Source organism: Intrasporangium mesophilum, assembly GCF_054783095.1.
Genome location: NZ_BAAGRF010000024.1, coordinates 22,138 through 47,350, shown reverse-complemented (window position 1 = coordinate 47,350; position 25,213 = coordinate 22,138). Strand labels below are relative to the sequence as shown.

Below are 25,213 nucleotides of genomic sequence, written 5' to 3'. Positions count from 1 at the left end.
AGTGAAGAGTCACGCCCGGGATCGTCGAACACAGCCCACCACCAACCAGGCCGCGACGCCATCCTCACAGTCGAGTGAGCGCCCCGTCCCACCAGCCCCACCTCAGCCTGGATGGGAATGGGAGGGGGCGGGGCGGTGCTCGCGGACGGGGGCTGACGGCATACTGACCGCGTGACCGGACCCCTCTCGGACGTACTCGTCGTCGACCTCTCCCGAGCGCTCGCCGGCCCGCACTCGACGATGATGCTCGCCGACCTCGGCGCCCGCGTCATCAAGGTCGAGGCACCTGGGCACGGCGATGACACCCGCGGCTGGGGGCCGCCGTTCGTCGGGCCCGACGAGGCACGCGAGGCCACGTACTTCCTCTCGGCGAACCGCAACAAGGAGTCGATCACCCTCGACCTCAAGGAGCCCGCCGACAAGGACGTGCTGCTCGCCCTCGTCGACCGCGCCGACGTGCTCGTCGAGAACTTCCGCACCGGGGTCCTCGAGCGGCTCGGCCTTGGCATCGACGAGCTGATGCAGCGCAACCCTCGCCTCGTTGTCCTGTCGATCACCGGGTTCGGGCACGACGGACCGGAGGGCGGGCGGGCCGGCTACGACCAGATCGCGCAAGGCGAGGCAGGACTCATGTCACTGACCGGTTCCGGCCCGGACGACCCGCAGCGAGTCGGCGTGCCCATCGCGGACCTGCTGTCCGGGATGTACGGCGCCTATGGCGTTGTCGCCGCGCTGCACGAGCGCAACCGCACGGGTCGCGGTGGCGTCGTCCGCACGTCGCTGCTCGCAGCCGTCGTCGGCGTCCACGCCTTCCAGGGGACGCGGTGGACCGTGGCCGGCGAGGTCGGCCGTTCCGCTGGCAACCACCATCCCTCGATCGCTCCGTACGGCCTCTTCCACTGCCGCGACGGGTTGGTGCAGATCGCGGTCGGGAGTGAGGGACTGTGGCAGCGGTTCTGCACGGCGTTCGGGCTGGACCCCGCGGCCGACGGGCTCGCTACCAACGCGTTCCGGGTGGCGAACCGCGCCGACGTCATCGAGGTGGTCGAGCGGGCCTTCGCCGACTGGGACGCCGAGCCGCTGCTCGCTCGGCTCGCCGAGGTCGGCGTGCCCGCGGGCAGGGTGCGCAGCCTCGACGAGGTGTACGCGTGGGACCAGACCGCGAGCCAGGGGCTGGTCATCGAGGTCGACCACCCGACCCTCGGCCGTCTCACGTTGCCTGGGCCACCGTTGCGGTTCTTCGACGGCGACGGTGCCGAGGTCACCCGCCGCGACCACGCCGCACCGCCGAGGCTCGACGAGGACGGCGCCGCCATCCGCCGGTGGCTCGCTGAAGAGCCTCCCGCCTGACCCAGCCACCCGGATGTCCCGACGCCACCCTTGAGGCCCGACGCCACTCGTCCACGGGTGGCTCGAAGCCCTAGGCGCGGCTCCAACGGGTCAAGGTGGTTCGGAGCTCGCTCCGCGGGACGGGGGAGATCAGCGGCTCCAGAGGTACTCGACCTCGGGGCGGCCGGCGCCGGCATACCTCGAGCGCCGGACGGCCAGCTTGGCGTCGCAGAGGTGCTCGGCGTACCGCCGCGCGGTCACCCGACTGACTCCGAGCGCCTCGCCGATCTCCGACGCCGACCGCCCGCTCGAGGACTCGCGGAGCAGCTTCGACACCCGTGCGAGGAGCTCCTCGCCCATGCCCTTGGGCAGCCGTGGCTCCGTGGCGGCGTGGGCGCCGGCGAACACCTCGTCGACCTCGGCCTGGGTGCCCAGCTGCGCACCGCCGCTGACCTGGTCGCGGTAGGCGCGGTACGCAAGCAGCCGGTCGCGCAGCGTCGCGAACACGAACGGCTTCAGGACGTACTGCACGACCCCCAGCGACACGGCCGCCCGCACGACCTCGAGGTCGCGCGCGGAGGTGACCGCGATGACATCCGCCCGGTGCCCGGCAGCGCGCATCGCGCGGACGACGTCGAGGCCGTGCCGGTCCGGGAGGTTCATGTCGAGGAGGACGACGTCGATCTGCTTGTCCTGCAACGCTTTCAGCGCAGCTTGGGTGGTGCCGACCGTGGCCGCGACGGCGAAGCCGTCGACCCGCGAGACGTATGCCGTGTGCGCGTCGGCCGCGACCGGCTCGTCCTCGACGACGAGGACCCGCAGCACCTTCGGCCCGGTCACGATGACACCCGCACCGGCAGCCGCACCGTGAACGTCGCTCCCGGCGGCCCGGAGACCTCGAGCGAGCCGCCGAGCCGGTCGACGGTCTGGGCCACGAGCGCCAGGCCGATGCCACGCCTCCCGGCGCTGCCCTGGTCCTTGGTCGACCAGCCGCGCCGGAAGGCGTCGGCGACGGCACCGGGCGGCAGTCCCGGCCCGTTGTCGGAGACGTCGAGGACGGCATACCCGTGGTCGACCCGGGAGCCGAAGACGACCCGCCGGTCGGCGCTCAGCCCGGCTCCGTCGCTCGACACGGCGTCGAGGGCGTTGTCGATGAGGTTGCCGACGATGGTGACCACGTCGCGGGTCGGCGCGACGTCGCGTGGCCAGTGTGCCCCCGGCTCGATCTCGAAGGCGATCCCGCGCTCGTGGGCCTCGGCCGCCTTGCCGAGCAGCAGCGCCGTGAGGGCGGGCTCGTCGACGGAGCCGACCACCCGGTCGGTCAGCACCTGGGACACCCTGAGCTCGTCGGTCGCGAACTCGAGCGCCCGGTCGGTGTGGCCGAGCTCGATGAGGCTGACGATGGTGTGGAGCCGGTTGGCCGACTCGTGCGCCTGCGAACGCAGGGCCTCGGTGAGCCCACGAGCCGAGTCGAGCTCTCCCGTCAGGGCCTCGAGGTCGGTGCGGTCGCGCAGCGTCGCGACGTGACCGAGCCGGCGCCCGCGCCACATGGCCGGGCCTCGGTTGAGCACGAGCACGCGCGCAGCGGTCACGTGCAGCTCGTCCTCGTGGGGCTCGTCGTCGGTCAGGGCTGCGGCCAGCGCCGGCGCGAGCCCGAGGTCGGCGACCTTGCGTCCCACCGCGTCCGGTGCGAGCCCGAGCAGGCGGACGGCCTCGTCGTTGGCGAGCCGGAGCGTGCCGTCGAGGTCGGTGATGACGAGCCCCTCGGTGACGGCGTGGAGGACGGCGTCGTAGTACTCGTACATCTCGCGGAGCTGCCGCTCGCCGAGGCCGTGCGTCTGACGCCGGATGCGGCGGGCGACGAGCGCGGTCCCGAGGCCGGACAAGAGGGCGGCGACCAAACCGGCGAGCAGGATGCCCGGCAGCTGGGCGCGGACGCGCTCGCCTACCGCAGCCTTGCGGATGCCGACCGAGACGAGGGCGACGACGCCAGCGCCGTCCTTCACCGGGACCACGACGCGCGACGACGGGCCCAGAGTGCCGGTGTAGTCCTCGACGACCACACCGCCGGCGAGCGCCTCTGCCGTGTGGCCCAGGAACTTTCCGCCGATCTGGCTGGGGTCGGGGTGGGTGAAGCGGACCGCCGAGGGGCTCATGATGACGACGAAGTCGGTGCCGGACTCGAGGCGGACGCGCTCCGCGTAGGGCTGCAGCTCCGCCGTGGGGTCCGGGCCCTGGACGGCACTGACCACGTCGGGGGTCGCCGCGACCGTCTCCGCGACGGCCAGCGCCCTGGCCGTCGCTTCCTGGTCGCCCGCCCGCTGGGCCTGGACGAAGGCGCCGGCGAGACCGGCTGCGACGACGATGACCGCGATGCCGACCTGGAGTGCAAAGGTCTGCGCCGCGACACTCCACCGCCGCGGCGAGAACTCAATGAACACAATCGTGACCCTAGTCACTCACGCGACCAGGCTCAGGGCATCCACCAGCCCGGCACCGACCCGGGCCTCGCCAACGGAGGTCACCGTGAGCCACACCGCCGACAGCGCCGTCGACGCCCAGAAGCCCCCGGCATCTGGCACTCGGCAGAAGCGCGACCGCACCCATTACCTCTACGTCGCCGTCATCGTCGCGATGGTCGCCGGCATCGTCGTCGGGGCGCTGTTCCCCGAGCTCGGCAAGAGCCTCAAGCCCCTGGGCACCGGGTTCGTCAACGTCATCAAGATGATGATCACGCCGATCATCTTCTGCACGATCGTGCTCGGCATCGGATCCGTTCGGAAGGCCGCTCAGGTCGGCAAGGTCGGCGGTCTGGCGCTCGCCTACTTCGTCACGATGTCGACCGTCGCGCTCGCGATCGGTCTCGTCGTCGGCAACATCATCAAGCCCGGCGCCGGCCTCGGCCTGACCGAGGCGACGGCTGCCGCCGGCCAGAGCGCGGCCGGCGGCGGTGCGGAGACGACCGTCGACTTCCTCCTCGGGCTCATCCCCGACACGCTCGTCTCGGCCCTCACGTCCGGCTCGGTCCTTCAGGTCCTCGTCATCGCCCTGCTGGTCGGCTTCGCGCTGCAGAAGATGGGGCCGTCCGGTGAGCCGATCCTGACGGCGGTCAAGTACCTGGAGAAGCTCGTCTTCCGGCTCATGTCGATGATCATGTGGGCCGCCCCCGTGGGCGCCTTCGGTGCCATGGCCGCGCTCGTGGGCGCGACTGGTCTCGGTTCGCTCAAGAGCCTCGGGCTGCTCATGCTCGCCTTCTACGTGACCTGCGCGATCTTTGTGTTCGGCTTCCTCGGCGCGATCCTGCGGACGGTCACGGGGATCAACGTCTTCTCCCTGCTGAAGTACCTCGGCCGCGAGTTCCTGCTCATCCTGTCGACCTCGTCGTCGGAGTCGGCCCTGCCGCGCCTCATCGCGAAGATGGAGCACCTCGGCGTCTCCCGCCCGGTCGTCGGCATCACGGTCCCGACGGGCTATTCCTTCAACCTCGACGGCACCGCGATCTACCTCACGATGGCGAGCCTGTTCATCGCCGAGGCGATGGACAAGCCGTTCACGATCGGCCAGCAGATCTCGCTCCTCGTGTTCATGATCATCGCGAGCAAGGGCGCCGCAGGGGTCAGCGGTGCCGGGCTCGCCACGCTGGCGGGTGGCCTCCAGTCGCACCGCCCAGACCTCGTGCCGGGCGTCGGCATCATCGTCGGGATCGACCGGCTCATGAGCGAGGCGCGGGCGCTGACGAACTTCGCCGGCAACGCCATCGCGACCGTGCTCATCGGCACCTGGGTCGGTGAGATCGACAAGGCCAAGGCGGATCTGGTGCTCGCCGGACGCCTCCCCTTCGACGAGGCCGCGATGATCGACGACGACGTCGCACCTGCGGCGCCGGTGGTCACGCAGGCGGAGCCGGAGCTCGTCGGCGCGGCCCGCTGACAACAGCACCTAGCTGCACTACCTGCAGTGACCTGCACCGAGCGCATCGGCGCGGCCTCATGGTCGCGCCGATGCGCATGTGCCGTCCCGGTCCACCGCCACCCGTGACCTCGCTGACTCTCCAGGTATGCCGTCTGCCCCCTCGGGAGGCCCGATCGAGTGAGCGCCGGGTCCCTACGGGCGGATGATGCGCCGCTCGATCGCCGCCGCCACCGCGCCGGCGCGAGTGTCGACGCTGAGCTTGGTGTAGATGTGCGACAGATGGGACTTGACCGTCGCCTCCGAGACCAACAGCTCGCGAGCCATCTCCCGGTTGCCGAGGCCACGTGCCAGCAGCTCCAGGACCTCGACCTCCCGCTCGGTGACGACCGGGCCGGGCGAGCTCGCGCGCCGCACGAGCGTGGCCGCGACCGAGGGCGCGAGCACCGTCTCGCCGCGGGCGGTGGAGCGGATGCCGGCGAAGAGCTGGTCGGGTGGCGCGTCCTTGAGCAGGTACCCGACGGCCCCGGCGTCCAGCGCTCGCAGCACATCGGCCTCGGTGTCGTACGTCGTCAGCACGAGGATGTCGGGCGGGTCGGGCAGCGCGCGAAGCCGCGCCGTCACCTCCGCCCCGCCCGCGCCGGCGCCGAGGTTGAGGTCCATGAGGACGACGTCGGGTCGCTCCTGCTGGACGACGCGCAGCGCACCGTCGAGGTCGCTCGCCTCACCGACCACTGTCAGGTCGTCCTGCCCCTCGACGAGGGCCCGCAGGCCGGCCCGCACGACGGGGTGGTCGTCGACGAGGACGACACGGACGGTCGCCGGCGCTGCGCTCATCGGTCACCGTCCAGCGGGAATGCCACGGAGACCGCGGTTCCCTCGCCGGGACTGCTCTCGACGGTGGCCCGGCCTCCCAGCCCGGTCGCCCGGTCCCGTATGCCGTCCAGCCCACGACCGCGGTCGCCGCGGTCCCGAGGGCGTGCGGGATCGAAGCCCCTCCCGTCGTCACGCACGTCGAGCAGGACCTCGTCGGGGTTGTAGGTCAGGCTGACCACGGCGCGGCTCGCACCAGAGTGCTCGACGACGTTCGCCAGCGCGCCCCTCGCCGACCGGACGATGGCGCCGGCGACGTCGGACGGCACCGGGACCGGGACCCCGTGCACTCGCACCTGCACGACGATGCCGTGCGTGGTCGTCTCTGCCACTCGTCGCACCGCGTCCGGCAGCGCCGAGGCGGTGTCGGCGCCGTCCGTCTCCAGCCCGGCCGGTGCCAGGTCGCGGACCACCTGGCGCACCTCCTCCAGCCCTTCCCGCGCAGCGTCGCCGGCCCTGTGCACGTGCTGCCGCGCCTCGTCGGGGCGCCGGTCCCATTCCTGCTCGGCTGCGTTGAGCAGCAGCGTGATGCTCGACAGGTCCTGCCCCACCGAGTCGTGGATCTCGCGAGAGAGCCGCGTGCGCTCCGCGAGGGCGCCCGAGCGTCGTTGTGCCGCAGCGAGATCCGCTTGCGCCTCGGTGAGGTCGTCGATCAGGGTCTGACGAGTCCGGGCCTCGCGCTCGAGGGCGCGGTACGACAGCACCGTGACCAGGGCGATGCCGACCGGGCCGACGAAGACCGTCGGGTCGACGTCCTCGGTGATCCTGGCCCACGCCACGCTGACGACCGCGGTCATGAGCACGACGACGCCGACGGCATACGGAAAGGGAAGCACCTGAAGCACGGCGAACGCGACCGGCACCGCCGTCCATGCGAACGAGGGTGCGACCAGGGTCAGAGCGATCCAGAGGACGACGACGAACACCACCCAGACGGTCGGCCAGGCCGGCCGGTCCGCAACGAGGTGACGCGTGGAGTAGGCGACGCCCAAGGCTGCGGCACCGAGGAGGATGAGGACCGCTGTGACGTCGAAGGGGTGGCGCATGAGATACCGCGCCGCGCACGTGACCAGGAGCACGAGGAGCACGACCTGCAGCCACCGGTCGAGCCGGGCGGGAGCGAGGATGCCGACGGACTCCATGACCCGCCAGCCTAGGGACGGCAGGCGGCGGCGGCATCATCCGATCGGCTAGTCAGGAGTGGACGGTTGCCCGACGCGGAAGGGCGGGGCCGCGCACGACAGTGGAATCGACCCCCTGAACCACTCACGGCACCGACCCGAGGAGTCCCACATGAAGCGCACCATCGCCACCCTGTCCGTCCTCACCGCAGCGACCACCCTCGCAGTGCTGGCACCCGCCGCGACCGCCTCCGGCGAGGGCCGTCCGGACCGCTACGTCCTCAGTGGGGACGAGGGCGGGTCGAAGTTCGAGGGCATCGGCGCCGACGAGCGGCGCGGCGTCTTCTATGTCAGCGAGACGACCGGTGGCGAGATCCACCGCGGCACCGCGGGGGCCAGGCAGACGAGCGAGTGGGTCGGCGGCGACGGCACCGACGGCCGCTGGACCGCCCGTGGCGTCACGACCGACTCCGCGGGCCGGGTGTACGTCGCCGGTGGGCCGAACGGGATCGGGCAGCCGGGCCGCCCGGACCTGTGGGTCTACTCGCCTTCCGGCGAGCTGCTCGCGGCTCTTCGGGCGCCGGGTGACAACGTCTTCCTCAACGACGTCGCGATCGGCCCGGACGGGGCGGCCTACTTCACGAACTCCAATGCGCCACAGGTGATCCGGGTCGCCGAAGGGGCGAACGGGTGGTCGGCGGAGCTGTGGGCCGACGCGACCGGCACGATCGCACAGGCGAGCGGCTTCAACCTCGGCGGCATCGTCGTCAGCCAGGACGGCTCGGCCCTCGTCGTCGCGCAGGGGAACGTCGGGCTGCTCTGGCGTTTCGCGCTGGCAGACGGGTCCGTGTCGGCGGTGACGACCGGCTCGGCAGACCTCGTCAACGCCGACGGCCTCGTGCTCCAGGGCACCCGCCTCAGCGTGGTGCGCAACTTCTCGCGCATGCTCGCGTCGCTGCAGCTCACAGCGGACGGCAGGTCGGCCGAGCTGCTCTCGCAGCGGGCGACGGACCCGGCCCGGGTGCTCACGACCGCCAAGGTGCTGCGTGGGCGGACGATGTACGTCGACAGCAAGTTCGACGAGGCCGTCGCAACGCCGCCGTACGAGGTCGTCACCGACCCGTTCGTGCCGTGAGGGCTGCACTGCACGGCCCGACGGACCGCGACGACCGGGTGCAACCACCGGCTCCGATGCGCGGCACGCCCCCTGCGCGACGCCCGTGGCGGTCGGTCGGGCTCGCTCTCGCCTTGGGCGGCGTCGTCCTCGCGGCCTGTGCCACCCCCTCGTCGAGTGAGCGCGCGACCCCAGACGTCACGCGCGACACCCCCTCGTCGAGTGCGCGCCCGACCCCATCCGCCACACTCGACCGGGTGAGCCCGACATCGCCGACCCCGGCAGAGCAGGCGGCCCTCGACGAGGCGCTGCGCGACGCAGCCTGGGCGGACGATGTCGACCGCGCTCGGACCCTCGTGGCCCGCGGCGCCGACGTCAACGCCAAGGACGAGACCGTGCAGTCGGCCTATCTCGTCGCGACCAGCGAAGGCCACCTCGAGCTGCTGCGCCTCACGCTGTCCCACGGTGCCAGGGTCGACGACAAGGACAGCTGGAACGGCACGGGGCTGATCCGCGCCGCCGAGCGCGGGCATGCCCTCGTCGTCGGAGAGCTGCTGCGCGCCGGCATCGACCGTGACCATGTCAACCGCATCGGGTACCAGGCGATCCACGAGGCCGTCTGGCTGGGACGCGACACGACGGCATACGTCGACACGCTGCGCGTGCTCGTGGCGGGCGGGGTCGCTCTCGAGCAGCCGTCCGGCACCGAACGGCTCACCCCGCTGCAGATGGCTCGCGAACGAAACTATCCCCGACTCGAAGGAGTGCTTGTGACGGCGACGACCGCCAAGCCCATCGCCGACCCGGACCGTGAGCTGCTCGCGGCGGCCGAGGCGGGTGACGCCGACCGGGTCGCGCTCGCGCTGCGGGCGGGAGCCGACCTCGAGGCGCGGGACGGACGGCGGCGCACGGCGCTGCTGCTCGCAGCCACCCACGACCGTGTCGACGCCGCCCGCGTCCTCGTCGCGATGGGCGCCGACGCCGACGCGCTCGACGACCGACACGACACCCCGTGGCTCGTCACCGGCGTCACAGGGAGCGTGGCCATGCTCGAAGCGCTGCTCCCGGCGAAGCCTGACCTCACCATCCGCAACCGCTATGGCGGCATCTCGGTGATCCCGGCCAGCGAACGGGGGCACGTCGACTACGTCCGGCGCGTCGTGATGACGGGGATCGACGTCAACCATGTCAACGACCTCGGCTGGACCGCACTGCTGGAGGCGGTGATCCTCGGTGACGGTGGGCTGCGGCACCAGGAGATCGTCCGCATCCTGCTGGCCGCGGGCGCCGACCCGGCCATCGCCGACAAGGACGGCGTCACCGCGCTCGAGCACGCCCGCGCCAAGGGGTACGAGGCGCTGGTCCGGATCCTCGAGAAGGCGTAGCCGCCTCTCGCTCAGGCGAACTCGGCCAGCAGGTCCGGGCTGATCTCCGCGATCACCGCGACCGCACGGTCGACCGGCACGTCGACGACGTCGTAGTGCTGGTCGCCCGCAGCGGTCGTGGCCACCAGCGTGGCCAGGCCCGAGCGGCGCTGGAAGAACGAGCGCCGCACGGTCCAGCCGATGATCCCCTCACGATCGAGGACGACGCGCCGCCGGTCGAGCGATCCCTCGCGCGCAACGAGATGTCCTTCCGTCACGAGGTGCCCCAGGCCCGTGTAGCGGTCGAGCCCGACCCACACCGCGGCGACGAGCAGAACCGGGCCGATGCCCACCCACGGCAGCGGCAGGTCCCACACCAGGCGGAGGAGGACGAGCAACACGACGACCACCGCCGCCGGCACGATGGAGCGGATGAGCCGGCGGCGCCGGGCTGCGGGTCCGTGCTGCGCGGGCGCCGCGAGGATGGCGGCCGCGTCCGGGACCACCTCGAAGGCGACACCGGTGACAACACGTGCAGGTGCCGGCGGGCAGAGCCAGTCGGACCCACCGCGCTCGCGCAGCAGACCCGTCGTGACGACCTTGAGGCGGCGCGCCCCGGCCAGCCGCAGCCCCAGCGGCTCGTCGAGCCGGATGCCGCGCACCCGTCCGTGGTCGATGCTCGTCTCACGGCTCGTGAGCAGCCCGCGTTTGGTGTGGAGGCTTCCGAGCCGGTTGCGCGTCAGGCGGAAGCCCCAGAACGCGAGGATGTATGCCGTCACCGCCAGTCCCGAGACGAGCGCGAGCACGAGCACGGCGTCGATCCACCACGCGAGGCTTCGGACCCACTGGGCCCGCTCGATGATGGTCTGCCCCTCCTCGCCGAGACGCGAGAAGCCCTGCGTGATGAACCCGAGGCCCGCCGCCGCGGTCGCGATGCCCGTCATCGTCAGCGGTGCGTAGCGCACCCACGTCGGGTCGAGGCGCACCAGCTCCTCGTCGAGGGGTGGAGGTGGCGCGTCGGCGAGCACTTCCGCGATCCCGGCATCGTCAACGGGAGGACCCGACGGCTTGGGCAGCGCGGTGACCGACGGGTCGATGCGATGCAGCAGCTCCGCTCGAAGCCGGCGTCCCTCGTCCGCCTGGAGCGAGTCGAGGACGAGCCGGTCGCGGCGGCTGCCGCCGGTCGAGATCTCGACCTTGGCAAGCCCGAGGACGCGGTGGTGCAGCTTGGCTGTGAGGTCGACCGTGCGCACCTTGTCCAGCCGTGCGGTCGTCGTCTGCTTGGTGAGCAGGCCTCGCCGGAGCTCGATCTGGCCGTCGCCGATCCGGTAGCGAGTCGTCAGCCAGCGGAACACCCCGTAGGCGACGATGACGGGCAGCGCGAGGAGCTCCCAGCGGTCGTTGCCGTCGCTGCCGAGGCGGGCGATGAAGATCGCCAGGAGGGCGGGCAGGAGGCGCACCAGGGTCTCGAGCGGGTGGATGAGCAGCATCCGCGGGTCGAGGCGGCGCCACTCGGTCTCGTCGTCGGCCGCGGGAGCCCGGTCGGTCACGTCGCGTCGCCCTTCTCCATGACTGCCGCGGTCGTGAGCGAGTCGACGAGCTGCTGCGCGACGGGCAGGTCGAGCCCGTGGATCTTCAGGGGGCCGGCGGCGGATGCCGTCGTGACCCGCACCGATGCGAGCCCGAAGAGCTGGGCGACCGGTCCGCGTTCCAGGTCGACCGTCTGCACCCGGGACAGTGGTGCGATGCGACGCTCCTGGTTGAGCCAGCCGGTCTGCGTGTAGATGGCGTGCTCGGTCGCCTCCCACCGGTGGACCCGGTAGCGCCAGCGCGGCATGACGATGACGTAGGCCACCGCGACGACGAGCCAGACCAGGGCCACGACCAGGTGGCTCGTGCGGTCGGAGTCGTCGTCGACCAACCACCAGATGACCTGCGCGGCGACGAGGAAGAGGTTCGCGAACAGCGCCTCCACGGTCCACATCCGAACCGCCCTGGGTGAGACGAGGTGCGCCGGCTCGCGTAGTTCCACAGAGCCAACGTTGCCACACCGGGTTGACGGGAAGGCTCGGTGGCCCAAGGGTGGATGCTCATGGGCAGCATCGCAGTTCACGAGTTCATCGCACTTGACGGCGTCTACGAGGACCCGAGCTGGACCTTCGAGTTCGGCTTCGACCCGAAGATGGGTGAGACCCTCGCCGCGATCACCGGCTCGGCCAAGGCGATCCTCCTCGGCCGCAGGACCTACGAGGCGTTCGCGCCAGCCTGGTCGGCTCGCACCGTCGCGGACGACCCTGGCGCTCCGTTCTTCAACGAGACCCACAAGTACGTCGTCGCGTCGCAGCAGCCCGGCGTCGAGTGGGGTCCGTCGACGACGATGCCCTACGACCCGGAGGCGATCCGCGGGCTCAAGGACGGGACCGACGGCATCATCTACGTCTCAGGAAGCGGCACCCTCGTGCGGGCGCTGCTACGGGACGGCCTCGTCGACGACCTGCACCTGTTCGTCTACCCGGTCGCCCGCGGCACCGGGGAGCGGCTCTTCGCCGACGGCGTCGACCCGACGACCTTGTCCCTCAAGGGGTCCGACGTCTACGCCAACGGCGTCGTGCACCTCGACTACGGCCCCGCCTGAGCGGGGTGTCCGCCCTATCTGCGTTGCTCCGCGTGGTGGAGCAACGCAGATAGAGCCAGACCAGAGACACCCCGCGTCCGATGACGCGGAGTCCCGCCTGAGCGGTGGCGTCCGCGCCGTGTGCGTTGCTCCGCGTGGTGGAGCAACGCAGATAGAGCCAGACCGGAGGCACCCCGCTCGACCCATGCCCGCTCGAGCGGGACGCTCGCCTCACTGGCATCCCCGGCTGACCGGCATCCCCGGCTGACCGGCATACCCGGCGCAGCCGCATACCCGCCGCAGCCGCATACCGGGAGCGGGTCAGGCGGCCGGGGCGAGGTCGGCGGCGGCGAGGCGCGCGTAGCGACCGCCGCGGCCCACGAGCGCGTCGTGGTCGCCGATCTCGACGACCCGGCCGTGGTCGAGCACCGCGATCTGGTCGGCATCGCGGACGGTCGACAGGCGGTGTGCGATCGCGATCGTGGTGCGCCCGGCCCTGAGGTGGTCGAGGGCCGCTTGCAGGTCGCGCTCGGTGTCGTTGTCCAGAGCGCTGGTCGCTTCGTCGAGCACGAGGATCCTCGGGTTGCGCAGGAGCGTACGCGCGATGGCGAGGCGCTGCTTCTCGCCGCCCGAGAAGCGATGCCCGCGGGCGCCGACGACCGTGTCGAGCCCGTCGGGCAGGCTTGCGACGAGCGCCGCGACCTGGGCGGCCTCGAGGGCCCGCCAGAGCTCGTCGTCGGGCGCCTCGGGGGCGGCGAGCAGGAGGTTGTCGCGGATCGACGCGTGCACGAGGTAGGTGTCCTGGCTGACGACGCCGACGATGCTGGCCAGGTCACCGGGGTCCAGGTCGCGCAGGTCGATGCCGTCGACGGCGACCGTGCCCGAGGCGGGATCGTGCAGGCGCGCGACGAGGCCGGCGAGGGTGGACTTGCCGGAGCCGGTCTCACCGACGAGCGCCAGGGTGCTTCCGGCCGGGACGCGGAGGGTGACACCGTCGAGTGCGTTGACCCGTCCGTCGTGCGTGAAGGTCACGTCGTCGATGACGATCTCGCCGCGGACCGAGCCGAGGTCGATCGCGACCGGCTCGGCCGGTGGGGCGACTTCGACGGGGAGGTCGAGGTAGGCGAAGATCCGGCTGAACAGAGCCATCGACGTGATCCACTGGGCGCCCACGTCCAGCAGACCCAGCAGCGGCCGGAAGATCGTCCCCTGGAGCGTCGTGAAGGCGATCAGCGTGCCGATCGTCATGCCGCCGGAGGTGGCCGGAAAGCCCGCGGCGAGGTAGATGAGCGCCGGGATCGCGGCGAAGACCATCTGCATCGTCGCCATCCGCCAGCGGCCGGCCAGCTGCGAGCGCAGCTCGAGGTCGATGAGGTCGGTCGAGGTGGCCGAGAACCGATCAGCGGTCGCGTCACCCGCCCCGAGGGTCTTGACGAGGGTGGCGCCGCTGACCGTGAGGCCTTCCTCGACCTGGCTGTGCAGGTCGGCGAGGCGCCGCTGCCGTTGCGTGGTGATGTCGCGGCGCAGCAGGGCTACCCGGCGGGTCATGAGGACGGCCGGGGGGATGACGAGCAGCGACAGCAGGGACAGGCGTGGGCTGATGGCGACCATGGCGATGGCCGTGGCGATGGCCGTCGTGACGTTGCTCGCGATGGACGTGGCCGTCGATGTGATGACCGACTGCATGCCGCTGATGTCGTGGGTGAGGCGCGACTGCACCTCACCGCCGCGCGTGCGGGTGAAGAAGGCGATCGACTGGCGCTGGAGATGCCGGAAGACGTCGGTCCGCAGGCCGTGCATGACGCGCTGGCCGACGGCGGTGGTCAGCCAGGTCTGCACGACCCCGAGCAGCTGCGTGACGACGGTGACCGCGAGCATGCCGCCGACGGCCAGCAGGAGCAGGCGGACGTTCTGGTGGGGCAGGGCGTCGTCGATGACGGAGCGCAGCAGGAACGGCTGGGCCATCGAGATGACCGAGATGACGACGATCGTCGCGGTGACGACGGTGACGACGCCGCCGTGGGGACGGAAGAGGGCGAGGACCCGACGGATCGAGACGGGCGACTCGGCGAGCTGTGCGCGGTCGGCCGGGTCGAGGCGGGTGGGGCCGCGCCCTGCGGTGTGGTGGGGGAGCTCGGGCAAGCGTTGCCTCCTTCGCTAGGGCTTGAGATTTAATGAGGTTACCTCACTTTGAGGTTGCGAGCAAGGTGCCCTATGCTGCTCCCATGCCGTCGCCCCCTCACCACCCCCATCGACGGGGTGGAGTCCCTGGGCAGGCGCGGGACGACGAGCCCGCCGCCCTCGACGAGCTGCTGCTCGGTGCCGCTCGGGCGCTGCGGCGCCGCTGGGCACGGGGCCTCGGCCACGACCTGGCCCCTCACGACGCTCGTGCGCTGAGGGTCATCGGCCACGGCGGCCCGACGCGGCTCGGTGTCGTCGCCGAGCACCTGCGGATCGCGCCACGGTCGGCCACCGACGTGGTCGACCGCCTCGAGGACCGGGGGCTGGTGCGGCGCGCCGCAGACCCGTCCGACCGCCGGGCGACGACGGTCGAGCTGACCAGGGAGGGCGAGGCCGTGCTCGCCGACGTGGAGGCCGAGCGGCGCGCGGACGCTGCCGCATTTTTCGGCACCCTGTCCGATCGCGAGCGGGACTCTCTCGCAGCTATTCTCGGCAAACTTGATCCGAGAGAGGGATGACGTGTCTGGTGTGATCATGGTCGAGGGCCTGCCGGGGTCGGGCAAGAGCACGACCGCGCATGGCCTCGGCCTCTGGCTGGCCGCACAGGGAGTGCGAGCCGAGCACTTCGCCGAGGGCCGGGTCGACCACCCGGTCGACTTCGAGCAGGTCGCTGTGCTGACCAACGACGACCTCGTGGGACTGCTCGGGCAGTTTCCTGCCGACGCGAGCGCCCTCATCGGCGCCGCAGAACGGTCCGGTGACGCCTGGCTGGTGCGATACGGGCGACGGCGGTCCGACCTGCCCCGAGGGCTCGTGAGCCGGCTGCGCGACCTCGACGGCTACGACGGCAGCATCACGCCCGAGCTGCACGCGCGGGTGCTCGCAGACAGCTGGCGACGGTTCGGTCGTGAGCCGCGCGACACCATCCAGATCTGGGAGTGCGTGCTGCTGCAGAACCCGGTCTGCGCCCTCGTGGCCCGGTTCGACCAGCCAGACCTCGTGCTGGAGCGTCACGTCCAGGCCCTCGTAGAGACGGTGTCCTCGCAGTCGCCGGCCCTGGTCTACCTCGATCCCGGTGACCCGGGCGAGATCCTCGAGCGTGCGGCCGCCGAGCGGCCGCAGGAGTGGCTCGACCGGGTGGTCGGCTATCACACGAAGCAGGGGTATGGCCTCGCCCGCGGTCTGCACGGGTTCGAGGGATACGTCGAGTTCATGCGGTACCGACGGCACCTGGAGCTCGACCTGCTCCCACGGCTGGACGTGCCCACGCTGGTGGTGGAGGTCGGCGACGGACGCTGGACCGAGCACACGCAGACGATCCAGTCGTTCGTCGGCGACCACCTGGGCATCGGCCAGCCGGAGCCTCGCGAGGTGGCCTGAGCGAATGCCTGTGCAGTCGGTCGAGGCCCTGCTCGACGCCGGCTCGGACCGCCAGGTCCGAGCCGAATGGGGTGCCCTCGCCGGCGCCGGCCTGCCGAGCCAGGCACATCAGCTCGGTGTCGCCGCGGCTCCGCACCTCACCCTCTCGGTGGCTGGGTCGGTGCCGGACTTCGTCGAGGCCCGCCTTCGCGCCATCGTGCGCGGACAGCTACCCGTGCCCGTGCGGCTCGGCCCGCTCGTGGTCATGGGGTCCCGGCGCTTCGTACTGGCCCGGCTGCTCGTGCCCTGCGCTCGCCTCCTGTCGCTGCACACGGCGATCGCCGAGGCCATGGTCGCCGCCCCCGACGTCCCCGACCAGGTGCGACCCGGCCGGTGGACGCCGCACGTCACGCTCGCCCGCGGGCTCGGCTCCCGCCAGGTCGGCGAGGCGCTGGCCGTGCTCGGCCGGACCCGGCCCATCGACGGCCAGCTCGAGTCGGTGCGCCGGTGGAACCCCATCTCCGAGCGCGCCTGGAACCTCGGCGCCTGACCCGCTCCCACCTGGTCGAGTGAGCGCTCCGTCACTCGCGTCACGCAGCGCATCACGGACGCCTGTGTGACTGGTGGGATGACGCGCTCACTGGACGATGGAGTGGGGGAGGAGGCGGCATACCTACGATGGGCCCATGAGCCTCGAACTCGGCCTGGACACCTTCGGTGACATCGCGAACGGGCCGGACGGGCAGCCGCTCCATCCGGCCGTCGTCATCCGGGAGGTCCTGGCCGAGGGAGAGCTCGCAGACCGGCTCGGGCTCGACTTCATCGGGATCGGTGAGCACCACCGGGATGACTATGCCGTCAGCGCCCCCGACGTCCTGCTCGCAGGGCTCGCGGCCCGGACCGAGCGGATCCGCCTTGGCACCTCCGTCACGGTGCTCAGCTCGGATGACCCCATTCGGGTGTTCCAGCGTTTCTCGACGGTCGACGCGATCTCGCACGGCCGGGCCGAGGTCACCGTGGGCCGGGGCTCGTTCGTCGAGTCCTTTCCTCTCTTCGGGCTCGACCTCAACGACTACGAGCTCCTCTTCGAGGAGAAGCTCGACCTGCTCGCGGCCGTGGTCGCGGAGAAACCCGTCGCGTGGCAGGGCTCGATCCGTCCACCGGTCCAGGTCGACCGGGTCATGCCCGCAACCGAGTCTGGCCGGCTGCCCGTGTGGGTCGGCGTCGGCGGCACGCCGCAGTCCGTGGTCCGGGCGGCTCACTACGGCTTCCCGGTGGTGATCGCGATCATCGGCGGCTCGGCGCGACAGTTCGTGCCGCTCGCCGACCTGTACCGGCGGGCGCTGAAGGAGATGGGCCGGCCCGAGCTCCCTGTCGGCGTCCACTCGCCCGGCTATGTGGCCGCCACCGACGACCTGGCCCGTGACGAGTTCCTCCCGCACTTCCTGCCGTACATGAACAAGATCGGCCGTGAGCGACGCTGGGCTCCGATGACCAAGGAGCAGGCGCTGGCGCAGGTCGGACGCGACGGTGCGGTGTACTGCGGGTCGCCCGAGACCGTCGCACAGAAGATCGCGGAAACCGTTGGCCTGCTCGGTGTTTCACGGTTCCAGCTGAAGTACTCCATGGGCACGCTCCCGCATGTGCAACGCATGGAGTGCATCAGGCTCTACGCCGAGGAGGTCGTCCCGCGCGTGCGCGAGCTCATCGCCTGAGGGTTCTCCGCCTCGAGGAAGGCGAGGACGGCAGCGACGCGGCGATGCACCGGTGCCTCGGAGAGGCCGAGCTTGGTGAAGATCGCGTTGACGTGCTTCTCGACCGTCGAGGACGACAGGTGCAGCGCCTGCTCGATGCCGGCGTTGGTGCGGCCCAGAGCCATCTCCCGGAGCACGTCGAGCTCGCGTGGTGACAGCCCGGCGAGAGGGCTGGTGACCCCCTGGCTGCGGCGGCGCACCAGGGCGTCGACGATCTGCGGGTCGACGACCGACCCGCCCGCGCACACCTCTCGCAGGGCGTGGACGAGGTCCTCCAGGTCACCGACTCGGTCCTTGAGCAGGTAGCCGACGCCCGCGGAGCCGTGCGCGAAGAGGGCCAGGGCGTAGCTCTCGTCAGTGTGCTGCGAGAGCACGACGACACCGGTCGACGGGTATGCCGCCCGGACGGCGTGCGCTGCCTCGATGCCTTCCATCTGGTGGGTCGGCGGCATCCGGATGTCGGTGAGCACGGCGTCCGGCGCGAGCCGCCGCACGGCGTCGAGCAGCTCGGTCGCAGTGCCGACGCACGCCAGGACCGTGACCTCACCGGAGTCCTCCAGCAGGCGGCGCACGCCCTCCCGGACGAGGTAGTTGTCCTCGGCAATGACCACTCGCAGCGGCTCAGGCATTCGCGGGCTCCGGCGTCGGCGACTCCGTCACCGTCTCGGGCTCGATCGGCAGGTCGACGACGATCTGGGTGCCGCGTCCCGGCGCGCTGGACACGTGGAGGTGGCCGTGGACTGCCGCGACGCGGTCGCGGATGTTCGCGAGCCCGGCATGGGCATCGACACCGGCGCCGGGGTCGAAGCCCATGCCGTCGTCCGAGACCATGACCCGAAGCCTAGTCTCGTTGCGGCTCAAGGCGACTCGGACCCGGGACGCGTTGGCGTGCTTGGCGACGTTCGAGAGCGCCTCGCGGATGGTGTAGAACGCGACGGTCTCGACGTCGGGGTCGAACCTCCGCGAGCGGAGCTCGTCGTCGGCCTCGATGGTGAGCGGCACCGGGAAGCGGGTCGTGCGCGACTCGATCGCAGCCACCAGCCCGCTGTCGCTGAGCACCTGCGGGTGTATGCCGTGTGCCAGCTCCCGCAGGTCCGCGAGCGTCTCGCGGGCCTGGTCCTGCAGCTCCGACAGCTCCTCGCGGCGAAGCGTGCCACGGTCGAGGCGGTTGCGGGCGAGGCGCAGGCTGGCGATGAGCGCGACGACGTTCTGCTGGATGCCGTCGTGAAGGTCGCGCTCGATGCGCCGGCGCTCGGCGTCCTGGGCGGTGATGAGGCGCACCCGGGACGCCGTCAGCTCGTCGAGCTGCTCGGCGAGCTGGGCCGTGAGGTGGACGTTGGAGACGGCCGTCGTGGCCTGCCGTGCCACGGTGCCGAGCAGGGTGAGCTCGGCGAGGCTGTAGTCGCCGTGCCGACCCGGGCCGACCTCGATACGGCCGAGCCGCGCGTCGCCCTGCGTGAGGTCGTGCACCACGACCGGATCGCCCAGCGTCTCGCCCGCGACCCCGAGGGACGAGTCGGTCACCTCACCGTCGGAGCCGAGGAGCCGGATCCGGACCCAGGTCGCATCGAGCCCGTCGCGCAGCGACTGCGCCAGCCTGGTCAGCACCTCGTCGAGCTCGACGGCCTGCTCCAGGCGCGCCCCGAGCTCGCTGAGCAGCGCGAGGTGGTGGTCGCGGTCACCGAAGACCGCGCGGTGGATGGCTCGCTCGAGCCACCCGCGCACGGGGAGCAGAGCCACGGCCAGGACTGCCGACAACAGCGCCGCGCTGACCGCCGTGAGCTTGTCGCTGATCAGCACCACCGGCGCGGCCACCGCGATGCCGTACAGGACGGTGATGAGCACGGTCGACGAACGCACGACGGCCCGGCCCCGGTCGGCGAGGGCGATGTCGAAGGCGCCGTAGCGCAGGATGCCGTGGATGCAGGCAGCGGGCAGCATGAAGAGGCCGACGAAGACCGCGACCTGGCTGATCCAGCCGAGGGGCCCGCCGTCCAGCCCGAGTTCGGGCACTTTCGCCCATATGCCGAAGGCGACGAGCGCGAACGTGGCCGCCCAGGCCAGGAGCCTGAGCTGGGCCCGGGTCTTGGGAGTGCCGAAGAAGGCTCTGCTGTACAGCACGCCGATGCCCAGGACGAGCGCCGGGCCGGCCTGGACGAGCAGTGCGTCGACGACCGGCGCCGCCCACTCGAGTGCGGGGACGGCATACGGGTTCGGGATGGCGGCCTGGACGCCGATGTACTGCGTCATGACGACCTGCGGGGTCGTCAGCAAGGTCAGCGGTGCGACCAGCGCCTGGAGCCAGAGCAGTCGGCAGGCAACGCGCTGCCACGCGTGCTCGAGCACGCCGTTGGGGAAGGTCGCGATCATGAGCAGGAAGCCGATGGTGGCCAGGGCGTCGGAGGTCAGGCCGATCGAGTTGAGCAGCGGGAAGCCGCTCCAGGTGAGCACCTCGGGATTGCGCTCGACCGCCGTCTCGTAGGCCGCACTGACCGCCATCGCGGTCGCCCCGAGCGCGACGTAGACCGCGAAGCGCGACGAGGTCGCCGTGAGCAGCCAGAGGCCGAAGGCGTAGAGGGGCAGTACGCCGACGAGTGGCCAGCCCAGACCCTCTCCGGGGAGCGGGCCGACGTCGACGAACCCTCGCACGACGAAGACATAGAGCAGCGACGCGGTGCCGACGGCACCGAGCGTCACCAACCAGCCTCGCCTCACGAACACACTTCATGATCGGCCCTGGGCCGGTCGCGCGTCACCGGGTAGGCCACACGCGGCTATGGGGGAGAACCTCCATCGACTGTGAGGGCTGCCTGGTTACCGCGCTGTCCCGGCCCGCGGATCGTGGAGGGAACTCATCCGGCATCCGCGAAAGGACCCTCTGATGCGCAAGACCTACATCGTGCTCGCCTGGATCGTCGCCGGCGGGGTGTTCGTCCAGGCGGCCGCGATCGCTTTCGGCTTCGGTGGGATGTCGGGGTACGTCCAGGGCGGGGGAGTGGTCGACAAGGCGCTCGTCGAGAGCCGCAGCGGCTCGAACTTCACCGGCGAGCTCGGCTTCCCGATCCACGCGATCGTCGGCGGGATGGTGATCCCGGTTGTGGCGCTCGCGCTGCTCGTCGTCTCCTTCTTCGTCAAGGTGCGGGGCGCGCGGACCTGGGCGGGCATCGTCTTCGGCCTCGTCTTCCTGCAGACCATGCTCGGCTACTCGATCAAGGACGTCCCCTATCTGGGGCTGCTCCACGGCGCGAACGCGCTCGCCGTGCTGCTCGCGGCCGTCCACGCCGCGCGCCGAGCCGGCCGGGTCGAGGCCGCCGACGCGGCGTCGGCCCCGGGCAGCCGTGTCCCGGTCTGACCCGTGGTCCGACCTGCCTCCTGAGCCCGGCCGGACGTCCCGGCGAACGCGTCGCCTCGTCGCGGCGGTCGGTCTGGCCGGGGCGCTCGGCCTCACAGCCTTCGCCTGGACGTCGAGCCGGCTCGGCGAGTACTCGGTCATGACGATGGGCCACGACGCGATGGGCCACGATGCGCATGGTGCCGGGCCGGTCGCCGCCGGGCAGGTCAGCGTGACGTCCCTGACTGCGGACCCGGCGCGCAGGGCGGACGTGCGCGTCGAGCTCGTGGCGCGCAGTGGCACCGTGACGATCCCCGGCGGTCGCCCGGTCGAGGGCTACACCGTCAACGGCACGTCGCCGGGCCCGACCATCCGGGCGCGCCAGGGCCAGCTCGTCGAGGTCACCTTCGTCAACGAGTCGGTGCGCGACGGCGCGACGCTTCACTGGCACGGCGTCGACGTGCCGAACGCGGCGGACGGCGTCGCCGGCATCACCCAGGATGCCGTGCCGGTCGGCGGGCGATACGTCTACCGGTTCGTGGTGAAGGACGCCGGGACGTACTGGTACCACTCCCACCAGGTGTCGCACGAGCAGGTCGAGGGCGGCCTCTTCGGGGCGCTTGTCGTCAGCCCGTCCGGGGCCCCCGCCGACTCGGGCTCGCGGAGCCCCGTCGACATCGTGGCGCTCCTGCACGTGTATGCCGGCCAGCACACGTTGGGCGGACGCGCTGAGGACGAGCGGGTCGTGGCCACCCCGGGCGAGCCCGCCCGCATCCGGGTCGTCAACACCGACCAGGGAACGGCGACCGTGTGGTCGTCGGAGCCCTACCGGGTCGTGGCGGTCGACGGCCACGAGGTCGTCGGGCCCACCGAGGTCGTCGACCGTTCGGTGCTGGTCCCGGCGGGCGGGCGCGTCGACCTGATGGTCACCGCACCGGCCGACGGATCTGCTGCCCGGGTGCACGTCGGCGGCGCTCGCAGCGTCATCCTCGGGCCGGCAGCCGCCGCGACGCCCGGCCCCGTCACGCAGCCACGCGAGGTGCTGGACCTGCTGGACTACGGCCGCCCCGCACCGCTGGGCTTCGACCCGTCGCACCCCGACAAGACGTTCGACTACACGATCGGGCGCCGGATCGGACTCATCGACGGCCGTCCGGGGGTGTTCTGGACCGTCAACGGCCGGCTGTTCCCTGACGTCCCGATGTTCCACGTCCGCGAGGGTGACGTCGTCGTGATGCGCCTGACGAACAACTCGGACGAGGTGCACCCGATGCACCTGCACGGTCATCACGTTGTTGTCCTGTCGCGGGACTCCGTTGCGGCCCAAGGGAGCCCATGGTGGGTCGACACGCTCGACGTGCGGCCTGGCGAGACGTACGAGGTCGCCTTCGTCGCGGACAACCCCGGCATCTGGAGCGACCACTGCCACACGCTGCAACACGCCGTGGACGGTCTCGTCGCGCACGTCATGTACGACGGCGTCACGACGCCGTTCACGATCAACGGGGTGGCCGGGAACCAGCCTGAGTGAACCCCGCACAATGGGGGCGTGACCGAACATCTCGACGTGCTCGTCGTCGGCGCCGGCCTCTCCGGCATCGGGGCCGGCTACCGGCTCCAGACGATGTGCCCGACGAGGTCGTACGCCATCCTCGAGGCGCGCGACGAGCTCGGAGGCACGTGGGACCTGTTCCGCTACCCCGGCGTCCGGTCCGACTCCGACATGTTCACCCTCGGCTTCCCGTTCGAGCCCTGGCAGGACGCCGACGCGATCGCCGACGGCGACAAGATCCTGCACTACCTGCGGTCGACGGCACGCAAGTACGGCATCGACCGGCGAGTTCGCTTCGGGCACAAGGTAGTCGCTGCCTCCTGGTCGAGCGTCGAGGCGCGGTGGACGGTGACCGTCGAGCGCGGCGACTCGGTCCGCGAGGAGCTGACCTGCGGGTTCCTCTACCTGTGCAGCGGCTACTACGACTACGAACGCGGCCACGACCCGGTCTTTCCGGGCCGCGAGCGGTTCGAGGGGCAGGTCGTGCACCCCCAGTTCTGGCCGGATGCGCTCGACGTGGCCGGGCGCAAGGTGGTCGTCATCGGCTCCGGCGCGACGGCCGTGACGCTCGTCCCTGCGCTCGCCGACCGAGGCGCCGACGTGACCATGCTGCAGCGCACGCCGTCCTGGGTCACCGCCCTGCCCCGCCGCGACCGGGTGCGTGAGGTGGTCCGCACCGTGCTGCCGGGCCGGGTGGGCGACGACGTCGTCCGGTACAAGAACGTCCTCGTGTCGCTGGCGTTCTACCAGCTGAGCCGCCGCCGGCCCGAAGCGGCAAAGGCGTTGCTCACCAAGGGCGCCCAACGCGCGCTCGGGTCGCCGGAGATGGCTGGCGAGCACTTCACGCCCGACTACGACCCGTGGGACCAGCGCCTGTGCATCGTGCCCGACGGTGACCTGTTCCGGGTCCTGCGGGACGGGACGGCGCACGTCGTCACCGACACGATCGAGACGTTCACGCCTCACGGCATACGGCTGACGTCAGGGGGCGAGCTGGAGGCAGACGTCATCGTCACGGCGACAGGCTTGCGCCTCAAGGTCGGCGGCGGCATCGAGTTCGTCGTGGACGGTGAGCGCCGGTCCACACGGGAGCTCTACGTCTACCGCGGCATGATGTTCGGCGACGTGCCCAACCTCGCCGTCTGCGTCGGGTACGTGAACGCCACGTGGACCCTGCGCTCCGACCTGGCCAGCCGCTACGTGTGTCGGCTGCTCAACCACCTGTATGCCGGAGGGTGGCGGGTGGCCGTCCCGCGCGCACCTGAGGGGATGGCGGGCAAGCCGCTGCTCCCACTGACGTCCGGGTACGTCCAGCGGGCCCTGCACGACCTGCCGCGGCAGGGCGACGGAGCGCCGTGGCTGATGCGGCAGAACTACCTGCTCGACCGGCGCGACATGCTGCGCGGTGACGTGACCGAGGCGATGGAGCTGCGTCGCTGACCGTCAGCCGAGCGTGATGCGCTCGGACACCGCGCCCTCGTCGAGCAGGGTCCGCAGGCGCGTCACGGTGCGGTCGTGCATCGTCCACGGGTCGATGGTGTTCACATAGATCTTCGTCCCGCCCTCGAAGCCGGCCAGCGTGGAGATCCGCCACTTGAGGACGACGCGCAGCGGCATCGGCAGGTCGAGCGTCGGTGGCCGGTGATGCCACTCCTCATTGGTGGGCACGTCCGCTCCGGTGGCGGCATGACAGGCATGCAGCAGGTCGGAGAGGTCGCGCACCTCGTCGGCACCGAGCTCCCACGGTGCGCGGTGGGTCTCGGTCGTGTGGACCTCGAGGGAGGGGAAGCGGTGCCCGACCCCGACGAGAGCGACGGCGGTATTGGTGCGCGCGACGACAAGTCCGTGCGCAGCGGCATACTCACGTCCCCAGCGACGGTAGAGGTTGGGCTCCGCCCGGAGCCGCTCCGCCTCCCGCTCGACCTGGGGACCCAGCTCGTCGATCGCCACGACCTGCTTGTGCAGGTGGTCGAACGACGCCCCGGCGGGGCGGAGCCAGTTCTGGAAGACCGACACGAACCGCGCACACGGGTTGCCGTGGTAGAGGTCGCGCATGGCTGTGATGGCGAACTCGGTGTACTTCCAGTGCTCTTCGGGCGTCAGCGACCCTGATGACGCGCTCTGGGTGTCGTCGGTGGCGCCGTCGACGAAGTGGCGGCGCGCGACGATGACCTGGTGGTTCCCGGCGAACAGGCCAACCGACTCCCGCTCGAGGTCGTCCTCGGCGAGCGGCTCGGCGTCCGCCCCTGCGGTGCCCCGCGCCCGCATCCTGATCCGCGCGAGCGCAGCGACGTGCGCCCGCCCCTCGGGCGTGGCGAGGTATGCGCTCCGGCGGCCCTGCGCCTCCGGCGTCGGCTCGAAGCCGTGCGTCAGGTGCCAGTAGTCGTAGGTGAGGATCTCGAAGAGGTTGGGAATGAGGCGGAACTCGGGCACGGTGTCGTCGAGCTGTTCGGCCCGAAGGCCACGGATCTCGCGCCACCGGCCGTCGTCCCTGACGACCCGTGCGATCTCCGGGGTGGTCTCGATCATCCGCCCTGTGCAGAAAGCACAGCAGCGGTCGAGCAGCTGGGGATCGAGCGGGTGCCGCTCGGACGGGACGATCCCGAGCGGGCGGGCGCCCCGGCCGGGGAGAGTCCAGACCTTGGTGCCGGTGAAGGGGTTGACCTGCTTGATGGTCCCGTCGGGCAGGCGCGTCAGCGGCTCGGTCACCCC

Annotated in this window: 22 protein-coding genes; 12 read left to right on the top strand and 10 right to left on the bottom strand. The window is 71.4% G+C overall.

Annotated elements, in window-relative coordinates:
* Positions 1-171 precede the first annotated feature (171 nt).
* A complete protein-coding gene (locus ACYVLP_RS18220) occupies positions 172-1,350 on the top strand; it encodes a CaiB/BaiF CoA transferase family protein (RefSeq protein ID WP_460628752.1) in 1,179 nt (392 codons plus the stop codon).
* A gap of 129 nt (positions 1,351-1,479) precedes the next feature.
* Here the strand turns inward: ACYVLP_RS18220 and ACYVLP_RS18215 are convergent, their stop codons facing one another.
* Positions 1,480-2,169, bottom strand: a complete 690-nt coding sequence (locus ACYVLP_RS18215; protein WP_460628751.1) for a response regulator — start codon at positions 2,167-2,169, stop codon at positions 1,480-1,482.
* The gene (locus ACYVLP_RS18210) at positions 2,166-3,770 is read right to left on the bottom strand and encodes a sensor histidine kinase (protein ID WP_460628750.1); all 1,605 of its coding nucleotides are present in this window, start codon (positions 3,768-3,770) and stop codon (positions 2,166-2,168) included. Before ACYVLP_RS18210 ends, ACYVLP_RS18215 begins: the two co-directional genes overlap by 4 nt.
* Positions 3,771-3,855: 85 nt before the next feature.
* Between ACYVLP_RS18210 and ACYVLP_RS18205 the strand changes: the two genes are divergently transcribed.
* On the top strand, positions 3,856-5,259 hold the full coding sequence (locus tag ACYVLP_RS18205) for a cation:dicarboxylate symporter family transporter (RefSeq protein WP_460628749.1): 1,404 nt from the start codon (positions 3,856-3,858) through the stop codon (positions 5,257-5,259).
* A 174-nt stretch (positions 5,260-5,433) separates the two neighbouring features.
* On the opposite strand, the gene ACYVLP_RS18200 is transcribed toward ACYVLP_RS18205, so the two are convergent.
* Both ACYVLP_RS18200 and ACYVLP_RS18195 read right to left on the bottom strand, forming a co-directional pair.
* Positions 5,434-6,075, bottom strand: coding sequence for a response regulator (locus tag ACYVLP_RS18200; protein WP_460628748.1), 642 nt, complete (start codon positions 6,073-6,075; stop codon positions 5,434-5,436).
* Complete coding sequence (locus tag ACYVLP_RS18195) at positions 6,072-7,253, bottom strand: sensor histidine kinase (RefSeq protein WP_460628747.1); 1,182 nt, start codon at positions 7,251-7,253, stop codon at positions 6,072-6,074. Before ACYVLP_RS18195 ends, ACYVLP_RS18200 begins: the two co-directional genes overlap by 4 nt.
* A 151-nt stretch (positions 7,254-7,404) precedes the next feature.
* Between ACYVLP_RS18195 and ACYVLP_RS18190 the strand changes: the two genes are divergently transcribed.
* A complete protein-coding gene (locus ACYVLP_RS18190; RefSeq protein WP_460628746.1) occupies positions 7,405-8,367 on the top strand; it encodes an SMP-30/gluconolactonase/LRE family protein in 963 nt (320 codons plus the stop codon).
* 236 nt (positions 8,368-8,603) lie between these two features.
* Positions 8,604-9,731, top strand: coding sequence for an ankyrin repeat domain-containing protein (locus ACYVLP_RS18185; RefSeq protein WP_460628745.1), 1,128 nt, complete (start codon positions 8,604-8,606; stop codon positions 9,729-9,731).
* An 11-nt stretch (positions 9,732-9,742) separates the two neighbouring features.
* Here the strand turns inward: ACYVLP_RS18185 and ACYVLP_RS18180 are convergent, their stop codons facing one another.
* Positions 9,743-11,260 (bottom strand): PH domain-containing protein, encoded by a 1,518-nt coding sequence (locus ACYVLP_RS18180; protein ID WP_460628744.1) that lies wholly within the window; start codon positions 11,258-11,260, stop codon positions 9,743-9,745.
* Entirely contained in the window at positions 11,257-11,742 is a 486-nt protein-coding gene (locus tag ACYVLP_RS18175; protein WP_460628743.1) for a PH domain-containing protein, read from the bottom strand. Before ACYVLP_RS18175 ends, ACYVLP_RS18180 begins: the two co-directional genes overlap by 4 nt.
* A 60-nt stretch (positions 11,743-11,802) precedes the next feature.
* On the opposite strand from ACYVLP_RS18175, the gene ACYVLP_RS18170 reads away from it, so the two are divergent.
* Positions 11,803-12,345 carry a dihydrofolate reductase family protein gene (locus ACYVLP_RS18170; protein ID WP_460628742.1) on the top strand — a complete coding sequence of 181 codons (543 nt, stop codon included), beginning with the start codon at positions 11,803-11,805 and terminating at the stop codon, positions 12,343-12,345.
* Positions 12,346-12,645: 300 nt separating this feature from the next.
* On the opposite strand, the gene ACYVLP_RS18165 is transcribed toward ACYVLP_RS18170, so the two are convergent.
* Positions 12,646-14,466, bottom strand: coding sequence for an ABC transporter ATP-binding protein (locus ACYVLP_RS18165; protein WP_460628741.1), 1,821 nt, complete (start codon positions 14,464-14,466; stop codon positions 12,646-12,648).
* A gap of 83 nt (positions 14,467-14,549) precedes the next feature.
* Between ACYVLP_RS18165 and ACYVLP_RS18160 the strand changes: the two genes are divergently transcribed.
* The 4 genes from ACYVLP_RS18160 to ACYVLP_RS18145 all read left to right on the top strand — a co-directional run bounded on the left by ACYVLP_RS18160 (position 14,550) and on the right by ACYVLP_RS18145 (position 17,579).
* Positions 14,550-15,023, top strand: a complete 474-nt coding sequence (locus ACYVLP_RS18160) for a MarR family winged helix-turn-helix transcriptional regulator (RefSeq protein WP_460628740.1) — start codon at positions 14,550-14,552, stop codon at positions 15,021-15,023.
* A gap of 1 nt (position 15,024) precedes the next feature.
* The gene (locus ACYVLP_RS18155) at positions 15,025-15,885 is read left to right on the top strand and encodes a P-loop NTPase family protein (protein ID WP_460628739.1); all 861 of its coding nucleotides are present in this window, start codon (positions 15,025-15,027) and stop codon (positions 15,883-15,885) included.
* Positions 15,886-15,889: 4 nt separating this feature from the next.
* Positions 15,890-16,414, top strand: a complete 525-nt coding sequence (locus ACYVLP_RS18150) for a 2'-5' RNA ligase family protein (RefSeq protein ID WP_460628738.1) — start codon at positions 15,890-15,892, stop codon at positions 16,412-16,414.
* A gap of 136 nt (positions 16,415-16,550) precedes the next feature.
* Positions 16,551-17,579 carry an LLM class flavin-dependent oxidoreductase gene (locus tag ACYVLP_RS18145; RefSeq protein WP_460628737.1) on the top strand — a complete coding sequence of 343 codons (1,029 nt, stop codon included), beginning with the start codon at positions 16,551-16,553 and terminating at the stop codon, positions 17,577-17,579.
* Here ACYVLP_RS18145 and ACYVLP_RS18140 read toward each other — a convergent pair.
* A complete protein-coding gene (locus ACYVLP_RS18140; protein WP_460628736.1) occupies positions 17,534-18,247 on the bottom strand; it encodes a response regulator transcription factor in 714 nt (237 codons plus the stop codon). The two genes, ACYVLP_RS18145 and ACYVLP_RS18140, sit on opposite strands and share 46 nt — an antisense overlap.
* Complete coding sequence (locus ACYVLP_RS18135; RefSeq protein ID WP_460628735.1) at positions 18,240-20,333, bottom strand: sensor histidine kinase; 2,094 nt, start codon at positions 20,331-20,333, stop codon at positions 18,240-18,242. Before ACYVLP_RS18135 ends, ACYVLP_RS18140 begins: the two co-directional genes overlap by 8 nt.
* Positions 20,334-20,499: 166 nt before the next feature.
* Here ACYVLP_RS18135 and ACYVLP_RS18130 point away from each other — a divergent pair, with 166 nt between their 5' ends.
* The 3 genes from ACYVLP_RS18130 to ACYVLP_RS18120 are packed head-to-tail and all read left to right on the top strand — an operon-like array spanning position 20,500 to position 23,941.
* Positions 20,500-20,970 carry a hypothetical protein gene (locus ACYVLP_RS18130; protein ID WP_460628734.1) on the top strand — a complete coding sequence of 157 codons (471 nt, stop codon included), beginning with the start codon at positions 20,500-20,502 and terminating at the stop codon, positions 20,968-20,970.
* Positions 20,957-22,480 carry a multicopper oxidase family protein gene (locus ACYVLP_RS18125; RefSeq protein WP_460628733.1) on the top strand — a complete coding sequence of 508 codons (1,524 nt, stop codon included), beginning with the start codon at positions 20,957-20,959 and terminating at the stop codon, positions 22,478-22,480. Before ACYVLP_RS18130 ends, ACYVLP_RS18125 begins: the two co-directional genes overlap by 14 nt.
* 18 nt (positions 22,481-22,498) lie before the next feature.
* Positions 22,499-23,941, top strand: coding sequence for a flavin-containing monooxygenase (locus ACYVLP_RS18120; protein WP_460628732.1), 1,443 nt, complete (start codon positions 22,499-22,501; stop codon positions 23,939-23,941).
* Between the two features lie 3 nt (positions 23,942-23,944).
* Here ACYVLP_RS18120 and ACYVLP_RS18115 read toward each other — a convergent pair whose 3' ends face one another.
* A complete protein-coding gene (locus ACYVLP_RS18115) occupies positions 23,945-25,210 on the bottom strand; it encodes a DUF4921 family protein (protein WP_460628731.1) in 1,266 nt (421 codons plus the stop codon).
* Between the last annotated feature and the right edge of the window lie 3 nt (positions 25,211-25,213).

Coding starts and splice junctions, on each gene's coding strand:
- ACYVLP_RS18200 (WP_460628748.1), bottom strand. CDS start 6,075: ATGAGCGCAGCGCCGGCGACCGTCCGTGTCGTCCTCGTCGACGACCAC.
- ACYVLP_RS18195 (WP_460628747.1), bottom strand. CDS start 7,253: ATGGAGTCCGTCGGCATCCTCGCTCCCGCCCGGCTCGACCGGTGGCTG.
- ACYVLP_RS18190 (WP_460628746.1), top strand. CDS start 7,405: ATGAAGCGCACCATCGCCACCCTGTCCGTCCTCACCGCAGCGACCACC.
- ACYVLP_RS18170 (WP_460628742.1), top strand. CDS start 11,803: ATGGGCAGCATCGCAGTTCACGAGTTCATCGCACTTGACGGCGTCTAC.
- ACYVLP_RS18160 (WP_460628740.1), top strand. CDS start 14,550: ATGCCGTCGCCCCCTCACCACCCCCATCGACGGGGTGGAGTCCCTGGG.
- ACYVLP_RS18150 (WP_460628738.1), top strand. CDS start 15,890: ATGCCTGTGCAGTCGGTCGAGGCCCTGCTCGACGCCGGCTCGGACCGC.
- ACYVLP_RS18145 (WP_460628737.1), top strand. CDS start 16,551: ATGAGCCTCGAACTCGGCCTGGACACCTTCGGTGACATCGCGAACGGG.
- ACYVLP_RS18140 (WP_460628736.1), bottom strand. CDS start 18,247: ATGCCTGAGCCGCTGCGAGTGGTCATTGCCGAGGACAACTACCTCGTC.
- ACYVLP_RS18130 (WP_460628734.1), top strand. CDS start 20,500: ATGCGCAAGACCTACATCGTGCTCGCCTGGATCGTCGCCGGCGGGGTG.